General features: G+C 63.3%; 21 protein-coding genes and 1 pseudogene. 9 read left to right on the top strand and 13 right to left on the bottom strand.

The window, feature by feature from the left end:
* The 8 genes and pseudogenes from AA098_RS14115 to AA098_RS14080 form a co-directional block, all read right to left on the bottom strand.
* Positions 1 to 1,107: a carboxylate-amine ligase gene (locus AA098_RS14115; protein WP_060545103.1), complete on the bottom strand. Its 1,107-nt coding sequence runs from the start codon at positions 1,105 to 1,107 to the stop codon at positions 1 to 3.
* A gap of 6 nt (positions 1,108 to 1,113) precedes the next feature.
* Positions 1,114 to 2,067: a class I SAM-dependent methyltransferase gene (locus tag AA098_RS14110; RefSeq protein ID WP_060545105.1), complete on the bottom strand. Its 954-nt coding sequence runs from the start codon at positions 2,065 to 2,067 to the stop codon at positions 1,114 to 1,116.
* Positions 2,067 to 3,398: an iron-containing redox enzyme family protein gene (locus tag AA098_RS14105; protein WP_060545107.1), complete on the bottom strand. Its 1,332-nt coding sequence runs from the start codon at positions 3,396 to 3,398 to the stop codon at positions 2,067 to 2,069. Before AA098_RS14105 ends, AA098_RS14110 begins: the two co-directional genes overlap by 1 nt.
* A gap of 18 nt (positions 3,399 to 3,416) precedes the next feature.
* Positions 3,417 to 3,614: a hypothetical protein gene (locus tag AA098_RS14100; protein WP_060545108.1), complete on the bottom strand. Its 198-nt coding sequence runs from the start codon at positions 3,612 to 3,614 to the stop codon at positions 3,417 to 3,419.
* Positions 3,615 to 3,672: 58 nt separating this feature from the next.
* Positions 3,673 to 3,798 (bottom strand): annotated as a pseudogene (locus AA098_RS14095) (general stress protein); the annotation flags it as partial.
* A 204-nt stretch (positions 3,799 to 4,002) separates the two neighbouring features.
* On the bottom strand, positions 4,003 to 5,286 hold the full coding sequence (locus AA098_RS14090) for an NTP/NDP exchange transporter (protein ID WP_064615195.1): 1,284 nt from the start codon (positions 5,284 to 5,286) through the stop codon (positions 4,003 to 4,005).
* 4 nt (positions 5,287 to 5,290) lie between these two features.
* On the bottom strand, positions 5,291 to 6,202 hold the full coding sequence (locus tag AA098_RS14085; protein ID WP_060545110.1) for an aldo/keto reductase: 912 nt from the start codon (positions 6,200 to 6,202) through the stop codon (positions 5,291 to 5,293).
* 89 nt (positions 6,203 to 6,291) lie between these two features.
* Positions 6,292 to 7,155 carry a Dyp-type peroxidase gene (locus AA098_RS14080; RefSeq protein WP_004374450.1) on the bottom strand — a complete coding sequence of 288 codons (864 nt, stop codon included), beginning with the start codon at positions 7,153 to 7,155 and terminating at the stop codon, positions 6,292 to 6,294.
* A gap of 184 nt (positions 7,156 to 7,339) precedes the next feature.
* Between AA098_RS14080 and AA098_RS14075 the strand changes: the two genes are divergently transcribed.
* Entirely contained in the window at positions 7,340 to 8,233 is an 894-nt protein-coding gene (locus AA098_RS14075; protein WP_004576240.1) for a bile acid:sodium symporter family protein, read from the top strand.
* Between the two features lie 34 nt (positions 8,234 to 8,267).
* Here AA098_RS14075 and AA098_RS14070 read toward each other — a convergent pair whose 3' ends face one another.
* Entirely contained in the window at positions 8,268 to 8,735 is a 468-nt protein-coding gene (locus AA098_RS14070) for a sterol desaturase family protein (protein WP_004576241.1), read from the bottom strand.
* 398 nt (positions 8,736 to 9,133) lie between these two features.
* Here AA098_RS14070 and AA098_RS14065 point away from each other — a divergent pair, with 398 nt between their 5' ends.
* Positions 9,134 to 9,847 (top strand): MgtC/SapB family protein, encoded by a 714-nt coding sequence (locus AA098_RS14065; RefSeq protein WP_054888314.1) that lies wholly within the window; start codon positions 9,134 to 9,136, stop codon positions 9,845 to 9,847.
* 17 nt (positions 9,848 to 9,864) lie between these two features.
* The gene (locus AA098_RS14060) at positions 9,865 to 10,368 is read left to right on the top strand and encodes a GNAT family N-acetyltransferase (protein ID WP_054888315.1); all 504 of its coding nucleotides are present in this window, start codon (positions 9,865 to 9,867) and stop codon (positions 10,366 to 10,368) included.
* Positions 10,369 to 10,411: 43 nt separating this feature from the next.
* Here the strand turns inward: AA098_RS14060 and AA098_RS14055 are convergent, their stop codons facing one another.
* On the bottom strand, positions 10,412 to 11,980 hold the full coding sequence (locus AA098_RS14055) for a sensor domain-containing diguanylate cyclase (protein ID WP_064614442.1): 1,569 nt from the start codon (positions 11,978 to 11,980) through the stop codon (positions 10,412 to 10,414).
* A 152-nt stretch (positions 11,981 to 12,132) separates the two neighbouring features.
* On the opposite strand from AA098_RS14055, the gene AA098_RS14050 reads away from it, so the two are divergent.
* Positions 12,133 to 12,633 (top strand): DUF4142 domain-containing protein, encoded by a 501-nt coding sequence (locus tag AA098_RS14050; RefSeq protein ID WP_064614440.1) that lies wholly within the window; start codon positions 12,133 to 12,135, stop codon positions 12,631 to 12,633.
* A gap of 8 nt (positions 12,634 to 12,641) precedes the next feature.
* Entirely contained in the window at positions 12,642 to 12,893 is a 252-nt protein-coding gene (locus AA098_RS14045) for a hypothetical protein (RefSeq protein WP_004374436.1), read from the top strand.
* 122 nt (positions 12,894 to 13,015) lie between these two features.
* Here the strand turns inward: AA098_RS14045 and AA098_RS14040 are convergent, their stop codons facing one another.
* The 3 genes from AA098_RS14040 to AA098_RS14030 form a co-directional block, all read right to left on the bottom strand.
* The gene (locus tag AA098_RS14040; RefSeq protein ID WP_019751603.1) at positions 13,016 to 14,002 is read right to left on the bottom strand and encodes a DNA-binding protein; all 987 of its coding nucleotides are present in this window, start codon (positions 14,000 to 14,002) and stop codon (positions 13,016 to 13,018) included.
* A gap of 345 nt (positions 14,003 to 14,347) precedes the next feature.
* Positions 14,348 to 15,304: an aliphatic sulfonate ABC transporter substrate-binding protein gene (locus tag AA098_RS14035; protein WP_004374433.1), complete on the bottom strand. Its 957-nt coding sequence runs from the start codon at positions 15,302 to 15,304 to the stop codon at positions 14,348 to 14,350.
* 16 nt (positions 15,305 to 15,320) lie between these two features.
* On the bottom strand, positions 15,321 to 16,286 hold the full coding sequence (locus AA098_RS14030; RefSeq protein WP_004374431.1) for an ABC transporter substrate-binding protein: 966 nt from the start codon (positions 16,284 to 16,286) through the stop codon (positions 15,321 to 15,323).
* 200 nt (positions 16,287 to 16,486) lie between these two features.
* Here AA098_RS14030 and AA098_RS14025 point away from each other — a divergent pair, with 200 nt between their 5' ends.
* The 4 genes from AA098_RS14025 (at position 16,487) to AA098_RS14010 (ending at position 20,457) form a co-directional block, all read left to right on the top strand.
* Positions 16,487 to 17,377: a LysR family transcriptional regulator gene (locus AA098_RS14025; RefSeq protein ID WP_004374429.1), complete on the top strand. Its 891-nt coding sequence runs from the start codon at positions 16,487 to 16,489 to the stop codon at positions 17,375 to 17,377.
* A 194-nt stretch (positions 17,378 to 17,571) separates the two neighbouring features.
* Entirely contained in the window at positions 17,572 to 18,705 is a 1,134-nt protein-coding gene (locus AA098_RS14020; RefSeq protein WP_060545115.1) for an acyl-CoA dehydrogenase family protein, read from the top strand.
* Positions 18,702 to 19,646, top strand: a complete 945-nt coding sequence (locus AA098_RS14015) for a D-isomer specific 2-hydroxyacid dehydrogenase family protein (RefSeq protein WP_004576247.1) — start codon at positions 18,702 to 18,704, stop codon at positions 19,644 to 19,646. Before AA098_RS14020 ends, AA098_RS14015 begins: the two co-directional genes overlap by 4 nt.
* Before the next feature lie 16 nt (positions 19,647 to 19,662).
* Complete coding sequence (locus tag AA098_RS14010; protein ID WP_004576248.1) at positions 19,663 to 20,457, top strand: class II aldolase/adducin family protein; 795 nt, start codon at positions 19,663 to 19,665, stop codon at positions 20,455 to 20,457.
* The last annotated feature ends 68 nt before the right edge of the window (positions 20,458 to 20,525 follow it).

Below are 20,525 nucleotides of genomic sequence, written 5' to 3'. Positions count from 1 at the left end.
CTAAATGCAAGTCCCGGCAGCCACCACGGCGCGTAGCGCCTGCCCTTTGCCAAGCCCGTCTGCCCTGGCCTGTGCCAGGCAGCGCAATTGCTGATCGGCATGGGTACCATGGCGCAGCACGTGCAGGGCGTGCTGGCAGGCGCGCTCGGCGTCCGCGCTGTCTATGGGTATCTGGGCCTGCAGTTGGGCGAGCCAGCCTTGCGCCGTGACCGGCTGCTGCTCGTGACAACCTATGAATTGTGCGTGGCGCCCATGGCGCATGGCACGCCAGTAGTTCTCCTGGGCGATCCAGCGCAATTCGCGGCTGCAGGGTAGCGAGTCATGGCGGTAGGCAATGCTGTGTTCAACCAGGTGGCGAAACAGTGCTGCAATGCACAGAACGTCTTCCAGATTCGGGCAGCCATCGCAGATGCGCAACTCCACTGTCGGATAGCGCCGCGAAGGCCGGATTGCCCACCAAAGGTCGCCATCGGCAGCCAGTGCACCGGTTCGCTGCAACAGGGTACGGTAGCGTTCATAGGCGGCCCAGTCCGGCAACGCTTCGGGCAAGCCCATGTGCGGCCACTCACCACAGATCACACGGCGATAGCTCATGTACCCGGTAGGCTGGCCAGCCCACAGGGGCGACGAAGTGCTCAACGCCAGCAAAAACGGTAACCAGGGCAAAAGGCGATTGATCAGTTGCATGCGGTCACAAGCTGGCGGCACGCCAACGTGCACATGCAGGCCATTGAGCAGGCTACGCCTTGCCACATGGCGGTAGTCATCGAACAGCTGCTTATAGTGCCCTTGTGCCGCGGGCTTCTGCAGCAGCCACGCGGCGCAGGGGTGGCTTGCCGCAGCGTATGGCCCCATCCCCTCTTCGGCCAATGCCACGCGCAGCCGCTGACGGCTGCGCTGGAAAAACTCACGTGCTTCATACAGGTTGGTGAACACCGGCGACGCCAGCTCGATCTGGCTGCGGAACATTTCCTGGGCGAAATAGCGGCCAAGTGCTTCACGGCAGCGCCCCATCACCGCGGGTGACGGTGTGGCCGGAACCTGACCCGAGCCCAGTTTCACCAGCAGGTACTCTTCCTCGATGCCGAACGTACAGGGCCGGATCATGCTGCCTCAGCGGCTGCGGGTAACGGTGAGCGCCACGGCGGCGATGCGCTCGACCTGTTCGTAGCCCGGCTCTGTCAGTTGCTCGCCAAATACGTCGGGGTCGATTTCCCGATACACCCAGGCCCATTGCGGACCGGCCAGGCGCAGGCGGATGGCTTCGAGCAAGGCATCGCGGCCTTCGACAATGGCCACGCCTGTGTATAGCAGCAACGTACCGTGGCGGCTCAGCCGATCGCGAGCCTGCTCCACGATACGTAGCGACAGGTCGACGCCTAGCGCGCCTCCGCCGTGACGGTACAGGCGGGCGTTGGGGTCAAGCATGTAGGGCGGGTTGGCAACGATCAGGTCGAACGTGCCGCTGATACCGTCCAGCAAGTCGCTGGGCTCGACCGACAGGTTACTCACACCCGCCAGGGCTGCATTGATTGCCGTATAGCGCAGTGCCAGGGGGTTGATGTCAACGGCGCTGACCTGTGCGTGCTGGGCGGCGCGGGCAATCAGCAAGGCGCCCACCCCGCTGCCACAGCCGATATCCACTGCATGCTCGACCCGCTCGGGGCAGTGCTGGAGGTGATCGCGGATGACCTGGGCAAAGCGGTAACTGTCCGGGCCGAAGAACACGGCATCGCTGGTGTCGGTTGGAAACGCCGAATGCAGCAACAGAAATTCATCCAGGCTGGACCAGCGTACCGTGCTGGTCAGCAGTTCACCCTGCGCAACTAACGCCTGCGCGCGTTCGAGCAACTGCAACTGATCTGCCGACAGCAAACCGGGGTCGAAAGGTCGGCTCCAGCCGAATACATCGCGCAGGGTGCTGGCCTGCCCGCAGCCCTCGCGGGCATTGACGCGCGCGTGGGTGGCGGGCGTTACGCAGGTAAAGCGGTATCCATCGGCACGCAGGCGCTGTCCCAGTTGCAGCAACGCCTGGTCTGCCTCGATTTGCCTGAGTGCGAGCATCATCAACGCGGTTCCTCCTGGCGCAGCCCGGTTACGCGCATGTAGGCGCGCGTGGCAGACAGACCGTCCGGCGTGGCGTGGCGGTTGCCAGCCATCCGCTGGATCAAGGCCTCGGGGGCCACATTCAAGGCGTCGTCGGGTATTTCCTCATGCACCTCCGGCAGCCCCCAACTGCCAGGGGCCACGCGGCGGATGGACGGCCGCCAGTCGTCGGCGATCCAGTCATGCCAAAGCTGTTTTTCATAGGCGTTGAATACACCGAACATCGCCGCAGACGGCCCCTCGATCAGCGTCCACCAGCGGCTGTTAGCTGGCGGCTGCCCTCTGCGGATCCAGCCATGGGCCTGCAATGCGGCAACGAATGCGGGCATGGCGCCGGGTTCGGCCAGCCATTGATTGATCGTGCGCTGCTGCAGGCGGCAATGGTCGGCATGCATGAACTGGCCGTATACCCGCTTGCGTTCCAAGGCTGCGAACAGTTCGCCTTGCAGGTCGAATTGGCGGATGAGGTCTGGCGTGGCGATACCCCGGTCATTCAGACGGTAGCCGCGGCGCACCCTCGCGTAGAACCCCAGGGGGTCACGCGGGGGGCTTAGCTGGTTCAATGACTGGATTGCCAGGCGCGCGTGGCCGCTGGCGGCATTGTCGATGGTCACGTGCAGCTGAAAATACTGCCCGTCGATGCCCAGCTCGGCCAGCTCGTACGTGGTGATCAGCAGATGCAGCGGTGGCTGCTCATAACCGAGGTTGTAGCCAACCACCTCTGGCAGGTAAGTGTCGCAATGCTGCCCCAGGGCAAGTTGCAGGGCCCCTTGCAGATATCGCGTGTCATCCAGGGGCATGGCCTCTACGCAACCCAGGCGACCAAGCAGACGCTGATAGATCAGCACATGGTTGCAGCGTGGGTCGCCGTTGCCGAGCTCTTCCAGGTAAGTGCGAATCAGCCCGTGGTAACGTGGATCGCGCCAGTGATGAAGGGTGCCCTGTAGCCAGGCGCCGTCGACGGCCTTGGTCGGCGCAACCTGTTGCAGGAACCACAATGCGTGGGCGCGGTTGGAAAAGTAACGGCGTGGCATGCCTTGACGGCGTTGTGCCAGGTAACGGGTATAGGCCTCGGCAACCTTGGCAGTATGCTTTCTGCTCCAGGCCGGCAACTCGGACGGTGTGTCGGGCAAGTCGTCCGGCATGCTTGCGGCACCCGCCAGTTGTTCCTCGAGCCATGAGGCGCTGCCAGCATCCTGCCCTGCGAGCATTGTTTCATAGCGTTTTCGCAGACTGGTCGACTCGGCGGCCACTTGCGCAGCGCTTGCAGTATTGCGGTTCATCACCGTCATGCCGTGCTCCTTGTCTACTTACTGGCTCGGCTTCTGCCCCGGCATCGGCTCGGGGTCGGGCGCAGGCTGCGGTGCAGGCTGGGTATCCGGTTGCTGCATCTGCAGCGAAGGCTTGCTGGGGTCGGAATCTTTGCCGGGGTGGTCATTGTCGCGGTCGAAACAGCCGCCGACCAAGCTCAGCGCCGCCATCAGGATGATCAGTGGAGTCAGTCGCATGGAGTACCCCCTTGGATAATTGCAGTGCCAGGTCGCCCCGGCACTGCGCCTTGGTCAGTTACGAACGGCCGCCCTTGTGGCCCGACTCGCGGTCGTGGGGCATGTTGCCGCCCGAGGACTGGCCGCCCTTGCGACCGGCTTCGGAAGCTTTTTCACGGTCATTGGCGAAATTGCCCGGGTTCTTGTTACCGCCTTGGCTGCCTTGTTGATTGCCGGTGCGGCTGTTGTCTTTAGTGGCCATGGTGTTCAAACCTCATATGACTTCGGAATGCACGGCAAGATGCCGTACACAGATTCGGAGTTCGGCGATATCGGCAGATTCGCTTTATTACGAGAGGTTCGGACCGGTGGCGTTAAATAAGCGGCATCGCCGTATTTGGTGCGCGTGTCAGTGGTGCGGCGGGCGATCCATGCGCGCCTGGCGCCGGCCCAGCCAGCCACCCGTCGCGGCCCAACCCACGGCAAGCAGCGCGCCGATCAGCATCGCCAATTGCGGGTGCTCGCCCATCACGTCCAACCCACGCTTGACCCAGCCGCTCAGCGCATCGCCGCCACGGTAGACCACCGTGTCGATGAAGTTCTTGGCTTTGTACTTGTCCTCGGCGGGCAGCACGGTGAACAGCATCTCCCGCCCTGGCCGTACCAGTGCGTATTCACCTGCCCGGCGCACCACCATCACCACCACGAACAGGGCAAACACCGGGGCCAGTGCCAGCCACAAGAAGCCGGCAGCCATGACCAGCGGCACTGCAACCAGCAACACACCGACACCCAGCCGACGGGCCAGGCGCCCGGTAAGAAAGACCTGGGTGAGGATGGCCAGGGCCTGCACAACCGTGTCGATCAGGCCGAACACCTGTGTCTGTCGGGTGCGGTCCGTGAAGGTTTCGCTGACAATACGCGCCTGCTCGAAGTACAGGAATGTGCTGACGCTGGCCAGCAATACCACGAACAAAGCGATGCCTAGCAGATAGGGCGAGCGCAGGACGGCGGTGGCGCCGGTAAACGGGTTGCCACCCAGTGGCCGCGCGTCCTGATGTTCGGTTTGCATCGCAATGGGTTGACGGGCTCGCAAGCGTTGCAGGAACAGTGTCGCGCCGATACTGCCCAGCAGAAATACCGCCGCCAGCACCAGTAACCCGGCATGGCCGAGCGGCGCCACCAGCAGGGTGCCAAGCAGGGGGCCACTGAGCCCACCCAGGCTGGCCCCGGCTGCCAGCAGGCCGAACAGCCGCTTGCCTTGGGCGGTAGAAAACAGATCGGCAAGCACGCTCCAGGCCAGCGAGATCGTCAGCAAATTGAACACCGACAGCCAGACATAGAACGCCCGGGCGGTCCAGAGATCGTCAGGGTTACCGGCCAACAGTGCCGCGAACAGCAACAGGTTGCTGGCGAAAAAACCATAAGTCCAAGGCAGGATATGCCTGCGCTGCACCCTGGAGGCCAGCCAGCCAAACAGCGGCAGGCACGCCAACGTGGCAATGAAGGTGCCGGTGAACAGCCACTGCAGGTTTTCCACGCCACCGGCAACGCCCAGGGTTTCGCGCACCGGGCGCAGCATGAAGTAACCGGTGAACAGCAGGTAGAACAGCAGCAAGCCGGCGATGACCGCCGGCCCCTCACCAGGCTGGATGTTCAGCCCTTGGTCCAGGCGCCGCCGCCAGGCTTGCATCATCTCAGGCAAACTGCGTGATCAGCGCCTGTTGCTGCGCCGGGGTGAGCATTGGCTCATGCCCGGCCTTGAGCTGATCGAGCTGGCGGTCAGGCCGACTGGTAGCGGGGATGACCGTGGTCACTGCCGGGTGGCTGATGGCGAACTTGAGATACAGCTGTGCCCAGCTGCCGATGCCTGCTTCGGCGGCCCAGCCCGGCAAGGCCTGGCCCTTGACCCGAGCGAACAGCCGACCATCGTCGAAGGCCCGATTGATCAACACCGCAACGCCCTTGTCCTGGCACAGCGGTAGCAATTCACGGGCAGCGTCAGGGGCGTTGACCGAGTAGTTGATCTGGATGAAGTCCAGCGGCTCGCTTCGCACGATACGCGCGACGTCGTCGTGGCCACTGTTCAGGTAATGGGTGATGCCGACATAACGCGTGCCGCCCTGCTGCTTCAGCTCGCGGGCATAAGGCAGCTGGGTCTGCCAGTCGCGCAGGTTGTGAATCTGCAGCAAGTCGACCTTGTCGGTGCGCAGGCTCCTGAGGCTGCCGGCCCACTGCGCTTGGGCTTCAGCCCGGCTATTGGCGGCGATCTTGGTGGCCAGGAAGCACTGGCGGTGCCAGCCGCCCTCCTCCAGCAACTGGCCGAGAATGCTGTCGGCGCCCCCGTAGTTGGGCGAGGTGTCGATCACCCGGCCGCCGCCTTCGAAAAATGCCTTCAGCACCGTTTTGAGCTGAAGGTATTGGGGCGAACCGCTTTCTACCTCGAAACTGCCCGACGTACCGGCACCGATCACCGGCAACGCTTCACCGGTGGACGGGACTTTACGGGCCAGCAAACCCGCCGGCACGGCAGCGTGCAGCCAAGGGCTGGCGGCGGCCAGCAACCCCAATGTTGCACCTGCGCGTAGGACTTCACGACGTGCGTACATGGAAAATCCCCCGTCATGAATCGGAAATCTTCAAGCCTAGCCGCTCTGTCCCTTGCCTGCGGGTGTTTCTGTATCTGGATGTTTAGAGATCAGGCCCGCAGCAAGGAGCTCAGATCGACACCCGTCTCGCTCATTGGCGGGCACCAGTAGTAGCCCCCCGTCAGCGGGCGGCTAAAGCGGTACAGCCCGTCGATGATGCCGTCTTCCAGGCCACTCATGCGCCGCAGCTGCACTTCGAATGCCTCGAAACTCTTGCCCAGCGCGACAAAGGCCAGGCCGGCGCCGCGTTGGTCGGCCCAGGCTACCGAGCGACGGACCATGAACGCCTCAGGTTCAAAGCTTTCCTGGGCGGTGCGCTTGACGTGCGCGGACTCGGGGGCGTCGTCGAGTTCTTCGTTATCGCTCAGGCGACGGCCGATGATGTTGTCCTGGTCTACCTGGGGCAGCGACTTGAAGTATTGCAGGTCGTGCTTCCACAGCTGGAACGCGGCAAAGCTGGCGCCATCTGCGGCAATGGCCGCTTGCACCGCCTCTTCGTCTACCGGGTTTTCGGTGCCGTCTTCATAACCGGTAAGGTCATGGCCGCCCCGGTGCAGGAAGCCATCAACGCTGTCGGCCAGGCCCAGCGCGGGAGCCAGCGCCTGCTCCAGGGCCTGGGCGCGCAGCAGCAGGTCGCCACGTTCGTCGCCACGCAGCCACAGCCACAGGGCGTGTTGGGTGCTGGGGTTCTCCACTGCAGCATCCAGCAGCGGGAACGGGCGCAGGCCTGGTATTTCACGGCCCAGGGCCTTGGCCAGCGGGGCGCCTACGCCCAGCAGCAACTGTTTGCCATCGACCTGCGGCAGCAAGGCATCCAGCGCGGCAGGCAACGCCTCGGGCGACTGCAGGGTGAAGAACAGGTGACGGGCGTGGGCCGGCACCGGGGTGGCAAGCAGACCTTGCTGGAACGGCATATCAGGCTAATCCTAAGGTAAAAACGGAATGCTACTTCGCCTGCATGCCTGCTGCAATGCGGCATGCAGCCTCGCCAGCCGCTGCACGTAGTAACAAACGGTTACCAAGAGCTGGCCCTTTGCAATTAGCTATCAATCAAGGCCGACCTACACTGCTTCAGATCCTTCGCCCGAGATCCCCCTCATGACCGCCTCGCCCCTGCTCACTGCGTTTCTGCCGCTTGCACTGGGCATCATCATGCTTGGCCTTGGGTTGTCGCTGACCCTGGCTGACTTCGCTCGCGTGGTGAAGTACCCAAAGCCCGTGGTGGTGGGCCTGGTGTGCCAGATCCTGCTGTTGCCGCTGGTGTGCTTCCTGATCGCCAACGGCTTTGGCCTGGAATCTGCCCTGGCAGTGGGGTTGATGCTGCTGGCTGCTTCGCCGGGCGGTACCACGGCCAACCTGTTCAGCCATCTGGCCCACGGTGACGTGGCGTTGAACATCACCCTGACGGCGGTCAACTCACTGATCGCGATCCTGACCATGCCGTTGCTGGTGAACCTGTCGCTGAGTTGGTTCATGGCCTCGGACCAGGCTATTCCACTGCAGTTCGCCAAGGTCATGCAGGTGTTCGCCATCGTCTTGCTGCCGGTGGCGCTGGGCATGCTGATTCGCCATTTTGCCCCGGCGTTCGCTGCGCGCATGGAAAAGCCGATGAAGCTGGTGGCTGCGCTGTTCCTGGCCTTCACCATCGTCCTGGCACTGGCCAAGGACTGGCAGACAGTGGTCGAGTACGCACCGGTGGTGGGCCTGGCGGCGCTGCTGTTCAACTTGCTGAGCCTGACGGTGGGCTATTGGGTGCCGCGGTTGTTGAGCATTCCCAAGCGCCAGGCGATTGCCATTGGTATGGAAATTGGCATCCATAACGGGACCTTGGCGATTGCCCTGGCGTTGAGCCCTTCGCTGCTGAACAACGCGACCATGGCGGTGCCCGCTGCGTTGTACAGCTTGATCATGTTCTTTACTGCGGCCGGGTTTGGCTGGTGGGTGAGCCGCGGGCATGTGACGGCAGAGCCCAAAGGTGAAACCGTGAACTGACGTCACCCAATGCCCGGCAGGTGCCGGGGATGCGTCACGATTGGCTGCGCCTGCTGCGCAGTTGCTGCTTCAACACCTTCAGCGGCGGCGCATAGAAGAACCCGAACGACACGCTCCCCGTGCGCCCCTTCACCGCATGGTGCAGGCGGTGTGCGCGGTGCAGGCGTTTCAGGTAGCGGTTGACCGGCCGCGGCTTGCGCGGCCAATGCCGGTGAAAGAAACCGTCGTGGGCCAGTACATACAGTGCGCCATACCCTGCCACACCACCGCCTACCCACTGTAAAGGCGCATAACCACTTTTGCCCAGCGCCACCAGCGCCGTGGCGATCAGCCCCAGGGCCACCAGGTACAGGTCGTTGGTTTCGAGCATGCCCAGGTGTGGCTCATGGTGCGATCGGTGCAGCCACCAGCCCCAGCCATGCATGATGTACTTGTGAGCCAGCGTACCAACGCCCTCCATGGCCACCAGGGTGCCGAACAATACGGCGAGATTGAACAGCATGGAACGGTCCGGGTGATGGCAAAGGGAGGCGCAAGGTTACCGGCTGCCCAGGTTTTTTTCCATGTGGGCGTGACCGGCTGCAGGCCGTTCACGGATGAAGCCATTGTCATGTGTTTGCCCTTGACCTGCTCTGCCCTGCGGCGTATGGTCCGCGACGCAATTTTGCCTTCCTCAACAGGAGACCTGCCTTGGACAGTAGCCCCAGTCGCTTGCGACAGGCCCGCGTGGCGCGCTAGCCCGGCAGTGTTCTGCACTGTCTGGCCGTGCTGGCAAGACGGTGGTTTCCTGTAACCCCCGCTTCTCCTTCCCTCCTCGTGGTCCTGCGCAATTTTCTGGTTATTTCAACCGCGCCAACTGATGGCGTTCATGCGGGCGTGTGCCTGCGGAAGAGGTTTGCTATGGATTGGAAAGTATTTCTGCTGCGCGTCAGCATTGCCCTGGTGCTGGGGGCGCTGATCGGTGCCGAGCGGCAATTGCGCCAACGCCTGACTGGGCTGCGCACCAATGCGCTGGTCAGTACCGGTGCCTGCCTGTTCGTATTGATGACCCAGGCGGTGCCAGGCATGGCGCCTGCCGATGCGTCGCGGGTCGCAGCCTATGTGGTGTCGGGCATCGGCTTTCTCGGCGGTGGTGTCATCATGCGCGATGGCTTCAATGTACGTGGCCTGAACACCGCGGCCACCTTGTGGTGCACGGCTGCGGTCGGCGTGCTGTGCAGCCTCGGGCTGATGATGGAGGCGGCACTGGGTAGCCTGGTGGTGCTCTGCGCCAACATCTTGTTGCGTGACATCGCCCAGCGCCTGGACCGTCAGGATGTGGTGCCGGCCAGCGAGGTGGAACAGCATTTCGAAGTCCGCATCGTCTGCCGCGGCGAGGATGAGATCCAGGTGCGTAGCCTGATGTTGCATAGCCTGGGCGACCCACAACTGCGCCTGCAGTCGTTGCAGAGCCAGGACCTGGACAACCCTGCGCGCCTGGAAGTGCGCGCCGAGCTATTGGGCACCACGCAGGCGCCGGCGCAATTGGAGCGCCTGGTCAGCAGGGTCAGCCTGGAGAAAGGTGTAAGCTCGGTGCGCTGGCAATTACAGCCGCAGGTGCTGGCGACGGATTAGAACGACAGGAGTGACTCATGCTTATCCGCCCTACCCTTGACCGTGACATCACGTGGCTGCCGGACGTCGAGCGCTCGGCAGCCCAGGCTTTTGTCAGTTGGCCGGCACTGGCCTGGCTGGCGCAAGGCGAAGTCATGGATTGCGCGGCGCACAGGGCTTTCGTCGAGGCAGGTGGTAGTTGGGTGGCGCAGGACCCGGCTGGGCGCATTGTGGGTTTTGCCTGCGCCCGGCTGGCGGATCAGGCATTGCACCTTCATGAGATATCGGTTCGCCAGGAGGCCCAAGGGCAAGGTGTCGGGCGCCGGTTGCTGCAGCAAGTGGTCGATGCAGGCCGCTGCGCCGGTGTACGCGAGCTGACGCTGACCACCTTTGTGGATGTGCCTTGGAATGCGCCGTTCTATGCCCGTTTCGGGTTCGAGAGGCTTCAGGAAAGCCGGCTTTGCGAACGACTCCAGAGCATCCTCGCCAGCGAGCATGCTCACGGTCTCAGCGGGCGTTGTGCAATGCGCCTGGGGCTTTAGCGTTTCATCGCGACGCATGGCGCCCCCGCGCGCTCCAGCCAGGTCAGCAACCCTGCCCCGCCGCCACACTACCCGCCACGCAATACCCGTCCCGCCCCTGCTGTTTGGCCTGGTACAACGCCCTGTCCGCCGCCGCGACCAGCGCCTCGGCAGTGACGCCCTCCCGCGCCAGGTCGACCACCGCGACCCCGGCACTGAACGATACCCTCCCCAATGGGCTAGCGGCATGTTCCAGTGCCTGTCGGCGCACCAGCTGCCGTAACTCCTGCACCAGCAGTTCCGCCCCGCGGCCATCGGTATCGGGCAGCAACAGCGTAAACTCCTCCCCACCATAGCGCACCGCCAGATCGGCCGGCCGTTTCAAGGCCTGCTGCAGCACGTCGGCAAAGCGTCGCAAGCACTGGTCGCCAGCCGGGTGACCGTAGCGGTCGTTGTAGGCCTTGAAGTAATCCAGGTCTAGCATCACCAGCGCCAGGGGGTAGCCTTGGCGCCGTGCACGGCGCAGCTCAGGTTCGAACACCCCATCCAGCCGCCGACGGTTACCCAGCCGGGTAAGGCTGTCGGTCAAGGCCAACGCTTTCAGCGTCTGATGCGCCTGGAGCAGCGCCCGCTCGATGGCGATCCGCTCGCGCAGTTGGCGCAGCACCACCCCGCCAAACGCTGCCAGCCCTACCAACAACAGCAGCAATCCCGCCACCGACTTGATCGCATCGTACCGCCAGGGCGCGACAATGGATTCACGCGACAGCCCCGCCTCCACGACCAACGGGTAGCTGGACAACGCGCGGTAGCCGTACAGCCGAGGTGTACCATCGACGACCGCTACCGCCTCCGCTACCCCTTCTGTGGCATACGGCAAGTGGTTGCGGAAGATCTCACTGTTGGCAAGACTTCGGCCTATCACCTGTTCCACGAACGGGCGCCGTACCAGCAGGGTGCCGTCGCGCTTGGCCAGCACCAGCGCGCCGCGCTCGTCGATCTTGAAGTCGCCGTAGTAACGCACGAACCACGCCACTTTGATGGTGCCAAGCAGTACACCGGCGAAGCGGCCGTCGGCATACTCCAGGCGCCTGGAAATAGGAATGATCAGGTCGCCGGTGGAACGGCTGCGCACCACCGAACCGATACGTACACCAGGGTCGGTATGGCTGCGGTGATAGGCGAAGTAGTCCCGGTCGGCGTTATTGGCGTTGGGCGGGATGGCCGCCTGATCAGTGACGATCCAGCTGCCGTCCGGGCCGTAAACGAAAAGCCCGTGCAACTGCGGCATGATGCGTTTTTGCTGCGCCAGCAAGGCATGCAGGCGCGGTCGGTCGATGTGATCGAAACCATCGCCTTCCAGGCGCTCGGCCAAGGCCGCGGTAATGGCGTCGACCTGGCGGATAGCGTCCTCGGCGTGCTGCGCCGTGGCCCGAGCCAGGTTGCTGACCATGTTCTCGGCGTTGTTATAGGCAACACGGTAGTCACGCCAGATGCGCCAGCCTTCCACCAGCACGAATGCCAGCATCACCACCAGCATGAACGCCAGTACCAGGCGGAACAGCGGCACCGCGCGCCCCTCGCCACTGATGGCGAAAACCCCATCGTTATCCTGTTTCCGGGCTGCGCACATTGGATTTCCTGGCCATACCGCGTTCGCCGCCTTTCACTATAGTTCAGCGTCGAACGGCCGGAACCTGCGCAAAAAAGATTAAACCTTTGCCACGCCTCAACCCTCAACCGTACGCGACATTGAGGTCGCGCCACGGTTTAAAGGAGTGAAGCATGAAGAGTCTCTTCATCAGACGCGTTGGTTTTTCCATGGTGTTAGGCCTGGCAGCGGTGCACGCAATGGCCGCGACTTCCGATGATTTCGTTGATGCGGCCACCGAAGCCGGCATTGCCGAAGTGGTGACTGGCAACCTGGCTCAGGAGAAAAGCCAGAACGCCGAGATCAAGGCATTCGCCCAGCAAATGGTCACCGACCACACTCAGGCCAACCAGAAACTCGGCGACATTGCCCGCAAGCTGGACATTTCCGTGCCGGATGAGGCCGCCATGACCGACAAGGTCAAGAAAATGATCCTGGAATGGCGCGATGAGTCCTTCGACAAGTCGTACCTCAACAACCAGGTAGACGCTCACGAAAAAGCGGTGGAGCTGTTCAAGAAGGAGGCTGCTTCGTCCGACAAGGCTGAACTGAAGGCCTTTGCCAGCGAAACATTGCCCAAACTCGAACAGCATCTGAAGCATGCCAAGGCACTTCAGTCCAAGCACGGCAAGTGAGGCCCCACATGAGTAACGATGCATTGAAGACCGAAGTACTTACCCGTCTGTTGCATGCGCACCCCGAAGGGCTAGGCAAGGAAGTGCTGGACAACTACCGCGGCGAAAAGGCGGTGGCCGGCATGCTCAAGACATTGCAGGAAGCCGGTTTGATTCACGACGGTAGCGTGGCGGTAAGCAGTGATCACCAGATCAGCGTGCACTACCCGATCAAGCTGTCGGCGGCGGGCGTAGAGGCCGCCAGGCGCGCCGAAGGCTGACCGTTGCCTGTTGTGGCCGTCGCCGGCAAGCCCGTTCCCAAGGGATAGCACATGGCTTGCCGGCGATAAAGGCCAGCAATCAGGAAAGACAGGGAAGAAACCACCCGCCAGGAAACGTCTGATTAATCTGCAACCGAGGCCAACTGCGCGCGACACTGCGCCAGCGCCTCGTCGCGTGCCTTCAATTGTTCCTCAAGCCACTGCAACTGCCGCGCCTGCTCGGCGCACACGTCGCGCCTGGTTTCAAGGTTCTGGGCTTGCACATCCAGCTGCCGGCGCATCTCTTCGCTGGCGCCTTGTGCCTGGGCCAGGATCGTGCGCAGGCCTTGGATCTGCGCATCGCGTTGTTCCAGCAACTCATCCTGCGCCCGGCATTCACTGGCCGCCTGACGATGCTCTCCCAGCAAACGCTCATTGTCACGGTGCAAGCGGGTAAGTTCGTCCTGCTTGACGATCATGCCCTGCTGCATCTGGCGTAATTCCACCTGCATCTGCTGCAACTGCGCTTCGTGGCGGCGCTGTTCCTGCTCACGCTGTTCACGGCTGGCATTGCGGTAGTGCTCCAGGGCGTCGCGGGCATGGCGGTGCTTGTCCTCCAACGATTTGACCTGCTCGTCCTTGTCAGCCAGGCGCACCTGCAACTCACCCAGCGACTGGTTGAGGCTGGCACTGCGCAGCTGTTCGGCTTGCAGCGTGCTCTGCGTGGACAACAGTTTTTCTGTCTCTGCAGCCAATGCCGCTGCATCGATCTTGTGTTGCTGGTGCGCTGCAGCCAGTGCCTGCTGGGCGATTTCCAGCTGCGCCTCAAGCGTCTCGCGCTGTTGCGTGAAGGTGCTCTCGGCCTGCTCGATCTTCAGGTCGGCCTCGTCCTGCAGCTGGGTTGCCAGTTGCCCAACCAGGCGGCTCAGCACATCACTCAGCGCGACCCCGCCTTCGGAAGCCACCGGCTGCTGGCCGTTCAGTTCCTTCAGGTAGCGGTGAATCGTGGTTTTGGAGCCGGTATTGCCCAATTCGATACGTATGGCATCGATGCTGGGGTTCTCACCCCGGGCGATCAGTGCCTGACGCGCCTGCTGCACTACCACCTTGTTGATGCCGCCACGGGCCATGCTTGCTCCTACGATTTTGTACTGTGTTATGTAACATGTAATTACGTACCAATTATGGCGATAGAAAACCCCTCCTGCAAACATTTCCTCAGGTGGAATAATCACGGCTTATCGTATGTGAGCATGCAAATTGCTCGAATGAGAGGAGTCAGCAAGTGGTGATGAGGTATTGCAGGGTAAGCACGACGATTCCAGTCACTGGAGTACGCGGAGAATGAGCTGTGAGTCCGGTTTGTCGAGGAGGCTCAAGGCATCGTTGGGTTGTGCTGGATCCACCGGAGAAGGCGGTGCCCGCGCGGTGCGGGCACTGCAGCTGATTTTCAGTGGTACTTCTGAAACATCACGCTAGTTGCCAGGGGGCTGATACACGTCCACCGCACTGGTATCCACCGCCTTGGGTAACAACCCCTCGCGATAGAACGCGTCGGCAATCCGTTGCTGCTCGGTCAGGTTGTCCAGCTTCACCGGCTGCACATCGTAACTGCGCCGGGCGTTGGCCTGCTGCACCGTGGCGCTGTCCAGATTCCCCCACAGCGGGCCAAGGATGCGGGCAGCGGCCTCGGGGTTGGCCTTGGTCCAGGCGCCGGCTTCACGCAATGCCAGGTACACCTGCTGCAATACCTCAGGATGTGCCTTGGCATAGTCGCTGCCGGCGAGGTAATAGCGCTGGTAACTGGCCAGTTCGCTACCGTCGGCCAGGATCCGTGCGTTCTGCTGACGCTGGGCGCTGGCCACGTAAGGGTCCCAGGTTACCCAGGCATCGACCTTGTGGTTCTCGAAGGCGGCGCGGCCATCGGCGGGGATCAGGTATGCCGGGGTGATGTCCTTGAAGGTCAGCCCAGCCTTGGCCAGGGCCTGGATCAACAGATAGTGGCTGCCAGCGGCTTTGGTCACCGCCACACGCTTGCCTTTGAGGTCGGCCAGGGTCTTGAGCGGTGAATCCGCCGGCACCAGGATCGCCTGGGCGGTCGGCGAAGGTGCTTCCCGGGCGAAATAGGTCAACTGGGCGCCTGCCGCTTGAGTGAATACCGGCACGGTGTCGGCAACGTCCGCCGAGAGGTCGACATTGCCCAGGTTCAGGGCCTCCAGCAGCGGCAGACCGCTGGGGAACTCGTGCCAGGTCACACGAATGCCCTCGGCCTGCAGGCGCTGTTCGAGGCTGCCCCGGGCCTTCAGCAGGGTCAGCAGGGTCGAGGACTTCTGGTAGCCGATGCGCAAGGTCTGCTCGGCGCTGGCAAGGCTTGGCAGCAAGGCGCTGGCGAGCAGCGCCAGGCCCAATTGACGCAGGGGTTTAAAGGTCATGGGTACGTCTCCGGGATCAGGGTTGCGCTGCAAGCTTGGCGGCGGCGGGAAGGGTGAAACCGGTGGCAAAGGTCGGGGCCACATCGAGGCGCTCGGTCATCAGGCCGTGGGCGTGGTAGAAGTCGGCGGTGTCCTGCTGCTCGGCTACGGTTTGCGTGTCGATTACCTGCCAGCGCAACTGCCGACGCTCGAATTGCAAGCGGGCGGCCTCTACCGGAAAGCCAATGATCGCTGCCAAGGTTCTCGAGTAGGTATCCAGGTGTTGGTTGGCCCACACCTGGGCTGCGGCCAGGCGGTTGAGATAGTCCTGCAGCGCCGCACGACGCGCAGGCTCCTCCAGCGCCTTGTCGGTGGCGGCAAGAAAACTGTTGCCGCTGGACAGGCCGCGACCGTTGACCAACACACGGCCCTGCCCACTCAACTCGGCCAGCGCTGTGTAAGGCTCCCAGGTCGACCAGGCATCCACCGAGCCGTTGGCCAGGGCGATCTTGGCGTCCACCGGCCCAAGGAAACGGAACTCCACGTCCTTCTCAGTCAGCCCTGCCTGGGCCAGCGCCTTGAGCGCCAGGTGGTGCCCGATCGACCCTCGCCCGGTGGCGATGCGCTTGCCCTTGAGCTCGGCTGCACTGCGCAGCGGCGCCTCCGGCCGCACCAGCAACGCCGTGCCATAAGGGTCGGACTTGTCCACTGCGATGGCCTTGACCGGTGCTCCGGAGGCCAGCACGAACAGCAGTGGCGCATCACCAATGATGCCGGCGTCGATCGCCCCAGCGTTGAGCGCCTCGGCCAGCGGCGCGGCGGCGGGGAACTCAGCCCAGCGTATATCGTAGGGCAGGTCGCGCAGAGCGTCGGCGGCCTCCAGCTGGGCGCGCATGTTACCCTTTTGGTCGCCGATGCGCAGGGTCAGGCGCTCGCCGGCGCCAGCATGACCGGCCAGCAGCAGGGCAACGGCAACGGTCAGCAGCTTCGTTCGGATGGACATGATGCTCCTCGGTGTCTTGGCGGGCGGCCTCATGCGGCCCGGGTCAAGCGACTCTAGCGAGATCCTTCAAATAAATTAAATTGATTTTAGGAATAACCTAATATGCGTTTTGTCTTCTAAAATCATCCCGATGGCGCTGCCCTCCAGTGCGATGATGCTGATGCCAGATTTTTTCCCGTTCGACCCAGAGAGCGCCGATTATGAAAATCGATGATATGGACGCCTTCGTCGCCGTCATTCGTTGCCAGTCCACCAACCTTGCCGCCGAGGCCCTGCAACTGACGCAGCCGGCCATCACCCGCCGGCTGCAGAATTTCGAGGAAGACCTCGGCGCCACCCTCCTCGACCGCAACACCAAGCCGCTCAAACCCACCCCCATGGGCTTGCGGGTCTACGAGCAGTGCAAGGCGATCCTGCGCGAGATTGACTCGCTGCGTGAACTGGTAGCCAACGATGGCGCGCCATCGGGCACCTTGCGCCTGGGTGTGCCGCAGACGTTGGGCGACGTTGTGCTGCTCGACGCCCTGGCACAGATCCGCGAGACCTACCCTCAACTGCGCACCCAGGTCACCAGCGGCTGGGGCAGCAGCCTGATCGCGCGTATGGAAAATGGTGAGCTGGACGCTGCGGCGGCACTGTTCCCGCCAGGCAAGATTTTCCCCGAAGGGATCGCCAGCCAGTCGATCGCGCGCATGCCGCTGAAGGTGGTCACGGCCAAGGGCGGCGCCGGCAAGCGCAGTTACAAACTCAAGGACTGCTACACCCGCGGCTGGGTGCTGAACCCGGATGGCTGTGGCTTCCGCGCCGGGTTGCAACGGGCATTGAGTGAGCAAGGGCTGAGCCTGTCGATCAACCTGGAAACCTTCGGCACCGAGTTGCAACTGGGGCTGGTCGCCAATGGCCAAGGCCTGGGACTGGTTCCCGAGCCGCTGCTGCAGACCAGCCGGCACCGCAATGCGCTGGATGTACTGAATATCAGCGATTTCAAGCCGCAGGTGGATCTGTGGCTGTTCCATCCGCGCTACCTGGGTAATTTGCAGGAGCCAGTGGAGCTTTTTGGTGAGGTGGCGGGACATCGATTGCTGGGTTGAGATCACTGGCCTGTGCAGCCTTGTGTGGCGAAAGGGCTGCAATACGGCCCTAACTCTAAATGCAATATGCGCATAACCAGAAAGATACTAAATTAGAAAAACTAATAATTAGCATAGAACTAAAAAGACTTTTACAGCCTTCATCCATACGAATACGGTCTTAAGCAGTACACCGTCATTCAGGGATGAGCCTCATGAGTCAACCGTCCGACAGCGCGCTCGCCGAGCTGACGCAGGCCCTCGCAGCTAACGCCGAGCGCTACGACCGCAGCGCCCAGTTCCCCCACGACAACTTCCACTTGCTGCACCGCCACGGGCTGCTCGCCCTCACCGTACCCCGTGCCCTCGGCGGAGGCGGCGCGGACCTTGCCAGCGCCCGCCGGGTGATCGGCGCGGTCGGCAAGGGTGACCCGGCCACCGCGCTGATCCTGGTGATGCAATACCTGCAACATTTTCGCCTGCAGGACGAAGCACGCTGGCCCGAGCCTCTGCGCCAGCGCGTGGCTTACGATGCCGTGCGGCACGGCGCGCTGATCAACGCCCTGCGCGTCGAACCTGAACTGGGCACCCCGGCCCGTGGTGGCCTGCCCGCCACCGTGGCGCGACGCACGGCCGAAGGCTGGCGCTTGAGCGGGCGAAAGATCTACTCCACCGGCAGCCACGGCCTGACCTGGTACCTGGTGTGGGGCCGCAGCGACGACACCGACCCGTTGGTCGGCGGCTTCCTTGTGCACCGCGACACGCCTGGCATCACGATCATCGATGACTGGGACCACCTGGGCATGCGCGCCACCTGCAGCCACGAAGTGCGCTTCGACGATGTGCTGATTCCCCTCGACCACGCCGTCAGCGTCAGCCCCGCCAGTGCCCCGAAGGCCGAACTCGACGGCGAGAGCCTACTGTGGATGGCGGTGCTACTGCCGGCCGTATACGACGGCGTGGCCCGCGCCGCGCGCGACTGGCTGGCGGGCTTTCTCAAGCAGCGCACACCTTCCAACCTGGGGGCGCCGCTGGCCAGCCTGCCACGCTTCCAGCATGTCCTGGGCCGCATCGATACCCTGCTGTTCGCCAACCAGAGCCTGCTCGACGGTGCCGCCGCCGGGCACATCTCACCCCAGCATGCCGGGCAGCTCAAGCATCTGGTCAGCGCCAACGCCATCCAGGCCGTGGAACTGGCCGTCGAGGCCGCCGGCAATCCCGGGCTGTCGCGGCGCAACCCGCTGGAGCGCCACTACCGCGATGTACTCTGCAGCCGGATCCACACCCCACAGGACGATGTGGTGTTCGGCCAGGTCGGTCGTGCCGCGCTGACGGAGGTACAGGCATGAACCACTCGATCATCGCCAGCCAGCTCGACGACCAGGCCAACCAGCACCTGCGCGAACACTTGCCAGGCCATGAAGTCATTGATATCGCCCCCGACCAGTTGGCTGTCGAAGCCCCCGCCGATGTGTTCATCCTGCGCCCGATCAATGTGCGTGGGCGACGCGTAGGCACCCCGCCACCCGGGTGGCCCTGGGGCCTGAAGTGGGTGCAACTGGTGTCTTCGGGCATCGACTTCTACCCCGACTGGGTGTTCCAGGGTGCAACGGTAACCAGCGGCAAAGGCGCCAATGCCGAACAAGTGGCCGAGTTTGCCCTGGCTTTGGTGTTCGCCGCCGCCAAGCAACTGCCCGGTCTGTGGGTCAAGAACGCCGACTGGCGCCTGACCCCGCTGGCACCTTTGCGTGGCCGCACCCTGGGCATCCTCGGCTTCGGCAGTATTGGCCAGAGCCTGGCGCGCAAGGCCGTGGCCCTGGGGCTTCGGGTTCTGGCCCTGAGCCGCCCCGGCCAGGCCATCGCCGATATCCCTGGCGTAGAACGTGTGGCCGACCTGCGACAGCTGTTCGCCGGCAGCGACCATCTGGTGCTGGCCGCCCCGCTCACTGTGGCCACCCGTGGCCTGATCGACCGCCAGGTCCTGGCCTATGCCCGCCCCGGCCTGCACCTGATCAACATTGCCCGCGGCGGCTTGATCGACCAACAGGCCCTGCTCGACGCCCTGGACAGCGGCTTGATCGGCCGGGCCAGCCTGGATGTCACCGAACCCGAGCCACTGCCGGCAGGCCACCCTTTGTACCACCACCCACGGGTGTTCCTGTCACCACACACCTCGGCCATTTCCGAGGACGGCTACCCGGCCTTCCTCGACGCCTTCATCGCCAACTTCCACCGCTACCGCGAGCAGGCGCCCCTGGCCAACCTGGTCGACACGGCGCGCGGCTATTGATTACCGGAGAGCACCCATGAGTCCACTGTCTGCCGTCACCACCAGCACCTACAACGTACGCGACCGGGTCAGCGCCGAAGAGTGGGAGGTGCGGGTCAAGCTGGCCGCCGCTTACCGTCTGGCTGCGCTGCTGCGCTGGACCGACCACATCTACACGCACTTCTCGGTCCGCGTGCCGGGGCCGCACGAGCATTTTCTGATAAACGCCTTCGGCCTGCTGTTCGACGAAATTACCGCCTCCAACCTGGTCAAGGTCGACGTCGACGGCGCAATCATCGACGACCCGCTGGGGCTGGGCATCAACCAGGCCGGCTACGTCATTCACAGCGCCATCCACCGCGCACGGCCTGATCTCAAGGCTGTGCTGCACACCCATACTCGCGACGGCGCGGCGGTGTCCGCCCAGCGCGACGGGTTGCTGCCGATCTCCCAGCATGCCTTGGCCTACTACAGCCGCGTGGTTTACCACGACTACGAAGGCGTCGCCCTGGACCTGGACGAGCAAGCACGGCTGGTGGCCAATCTGGGCGACAGCAACATTCTTATTTTGCGCAACCACGGGCTGCTGACCGGAGGTGTCAGCGTGGAACACGCGTTCCGTGAGCTGCATGGGCTGGAGCGGGCCTGCAACATCCAGGTCGCCGCCCAGGCCGGGGGCAACGACCAACTGTTACATGCTTCAGAGGCGGCGATTGCCAAGGTGCATGAGCAGTCCAAACGGTTTTCCGATGGTCAGGGGGAAGGCATCCAGCGGCATTGGGATGCGCTGATTCGGCAGTTGGATCGCGAGGGTCGCGATTACCAGGACTGACTCTAAGGCACCTTTTGCCTGTTCCTGAATTGGCCGGAACAGGAGAGCCCCCATTCATTGAAGGACGA

It is taken from the genome of Pseudomonas sp. JY-Q, from assembly GCF_001655295.1.
GTDB classification, from domain to species: domain Bacteria; phylum Pseudomonadota; class Gammaproteobacteria; order Pseudomonadales; family Pseudomonadaceae; genus Aquipseudomonas; species Aquipseudomonas alloputida.
Note: the sequence above shows the minus strand (reverse complement) of the source record. Positions and strands in the feature narration are given on the sequence as shown.

Coding starts and splice junctions, on each gene's coding strand:
- AA098_RS14050 (WP_064614440.1), top strand. CDS start 12,133: ATGAAGAGTCTCTTCATCAGACGCGTTGGTTTTTCCATGGTGTTAGGC.
- AA098_RS14080 (WP_004374450.1), bottom strand. CDS start 7,155: ATGCCGTTCCAGCAAGGTCTGCTTGCCACCCCGGTGCCGGCCCACGCC.
- AA098_RS14035 (WP_004374433.1), bottom strand. CDS start 15,304: ATGACCTTTAAACCCCTGCGTCAATTGGGCCTGGCGCTGCTCGCCAGC.
- AA098_RS14040 (WP_019751603.1), bottom strand. CDS start 14,002: ATGGCCCGTGGCGGCATCAACAAGGTGGTAGTGCAGCAGGCGCGTCAG.
- AA098_RS14110 (WP_060545105.1), bottom strand. CDS start 2,067: ATGATGCTCGCACTCAGGCAAATCGAGGCAGACCAGGCGTTGCTGCAA.
- AA098_RS14100 (WP_060545108.1), bottom strand. CDS start 3,614: ATGCGACTGACTCCACTGATCATCCTGATGGCGGCGCTGAGCTTGGTC.
- AA098_RS14075 (WP_004576240.1), top strand. CDS start 7,340: ATGACCGCCTCGCCCCTGCTCACTGCGTTTCTGCCGCTTGCACTGGGC.
- AA098_RS14115 (WP_060545103.1), bottom strand. CDS start 1,107: ATGATCCGGCCCTGTACGTTCGGCATCGAGGAAGAGTACCTGCTGGTG.
- AA098_RS14030 (WP_004374431.1), bottom strand. CDS start 16,286: ATGTCCATCCGAACGAAGCTGCTGACCGTTGCCGTTGCCCTGCTGCTG.
- AA098_RS14085 (WP_060545110.1), bottom strand. CDS start 6,202: ATGTACGCACGTCGTGAAGTCCTACGCGCAGGTGCAACATTGGGGTTG.
- AA098_RS14065 (WP_054888314.1), top strand. CDS start 9,134: ATGGATTGGAAAGTATTTCTGCTGCGCGTCAGCATTGCCCTGGTGCTG.
- AA098_RS14010 (WP_004576248.1), top strand. CDS start 19,663: ATGAGTCCACTGTCTGCCGTCACCACCAGCACCTACAACGTACGCGAC.
- AA098_RS14055 (WP_064614442.1), bottom strand. CDS start 11,980: ATGTGCGCAGCCCGGAAACAGGATAACGATGGGGTTTTCGCCATCAGT.
- AA098_RS14020 (WP_060545115.1), top strand. CDS start 17,572: ATGAGTCAACCGTCCGACAGCGCGCTCGCCGAGCTGACGCAGGCCCTC.
- AA098_RS14070 (WP_004576241.1), bottom strand. CDS start 8,735: ATGCTGTTCAATCTCGCCGTATTGTTCGGCACCCTGGTGGCCATGGAG.
- AA098_RS14015 (WP_004576247.1), top strand. CDS start 18,702: ATGAACCACTCGATCATCGCCAGCCAGCTCGACGACCAGGCCAACCAG.
- AA098_RS14060 (WP_054888315.1), top strand. CDS start 9,865: ATGCTTATCCGCCCTACCCTTGACCGTGACATCACGTGGCTGCCGGAC.
- AA098_RS14090 (WP_064615195.1), bottom strand. CDS start 5,286: ATGCAAGCCTGGCGGCGGCGCCTGGACCAAGGGCTGAACATCCAGCCT.
- AA098_RS14025 (WP_004374429.1), top strand. CDS start 16,487: ATGAAAATCGATGATATGGACGCCTTCGTCGCCGTCATTCGTTGCCAG.
- AA098_RS14105 (WP_060545107.1), bottom strand. CDS start 3,398: ATGACGGTGATGAACCGCAATACTGCAAGCGCTGCGCAAGTGGCCGCC.
- AA098_RS14045 (WP_004374436.1), top strand. CDS start 12,642: ATGAGTAACGATGCATTGAAGACCGAAGTACTTACCCGTCTGTTGCAT.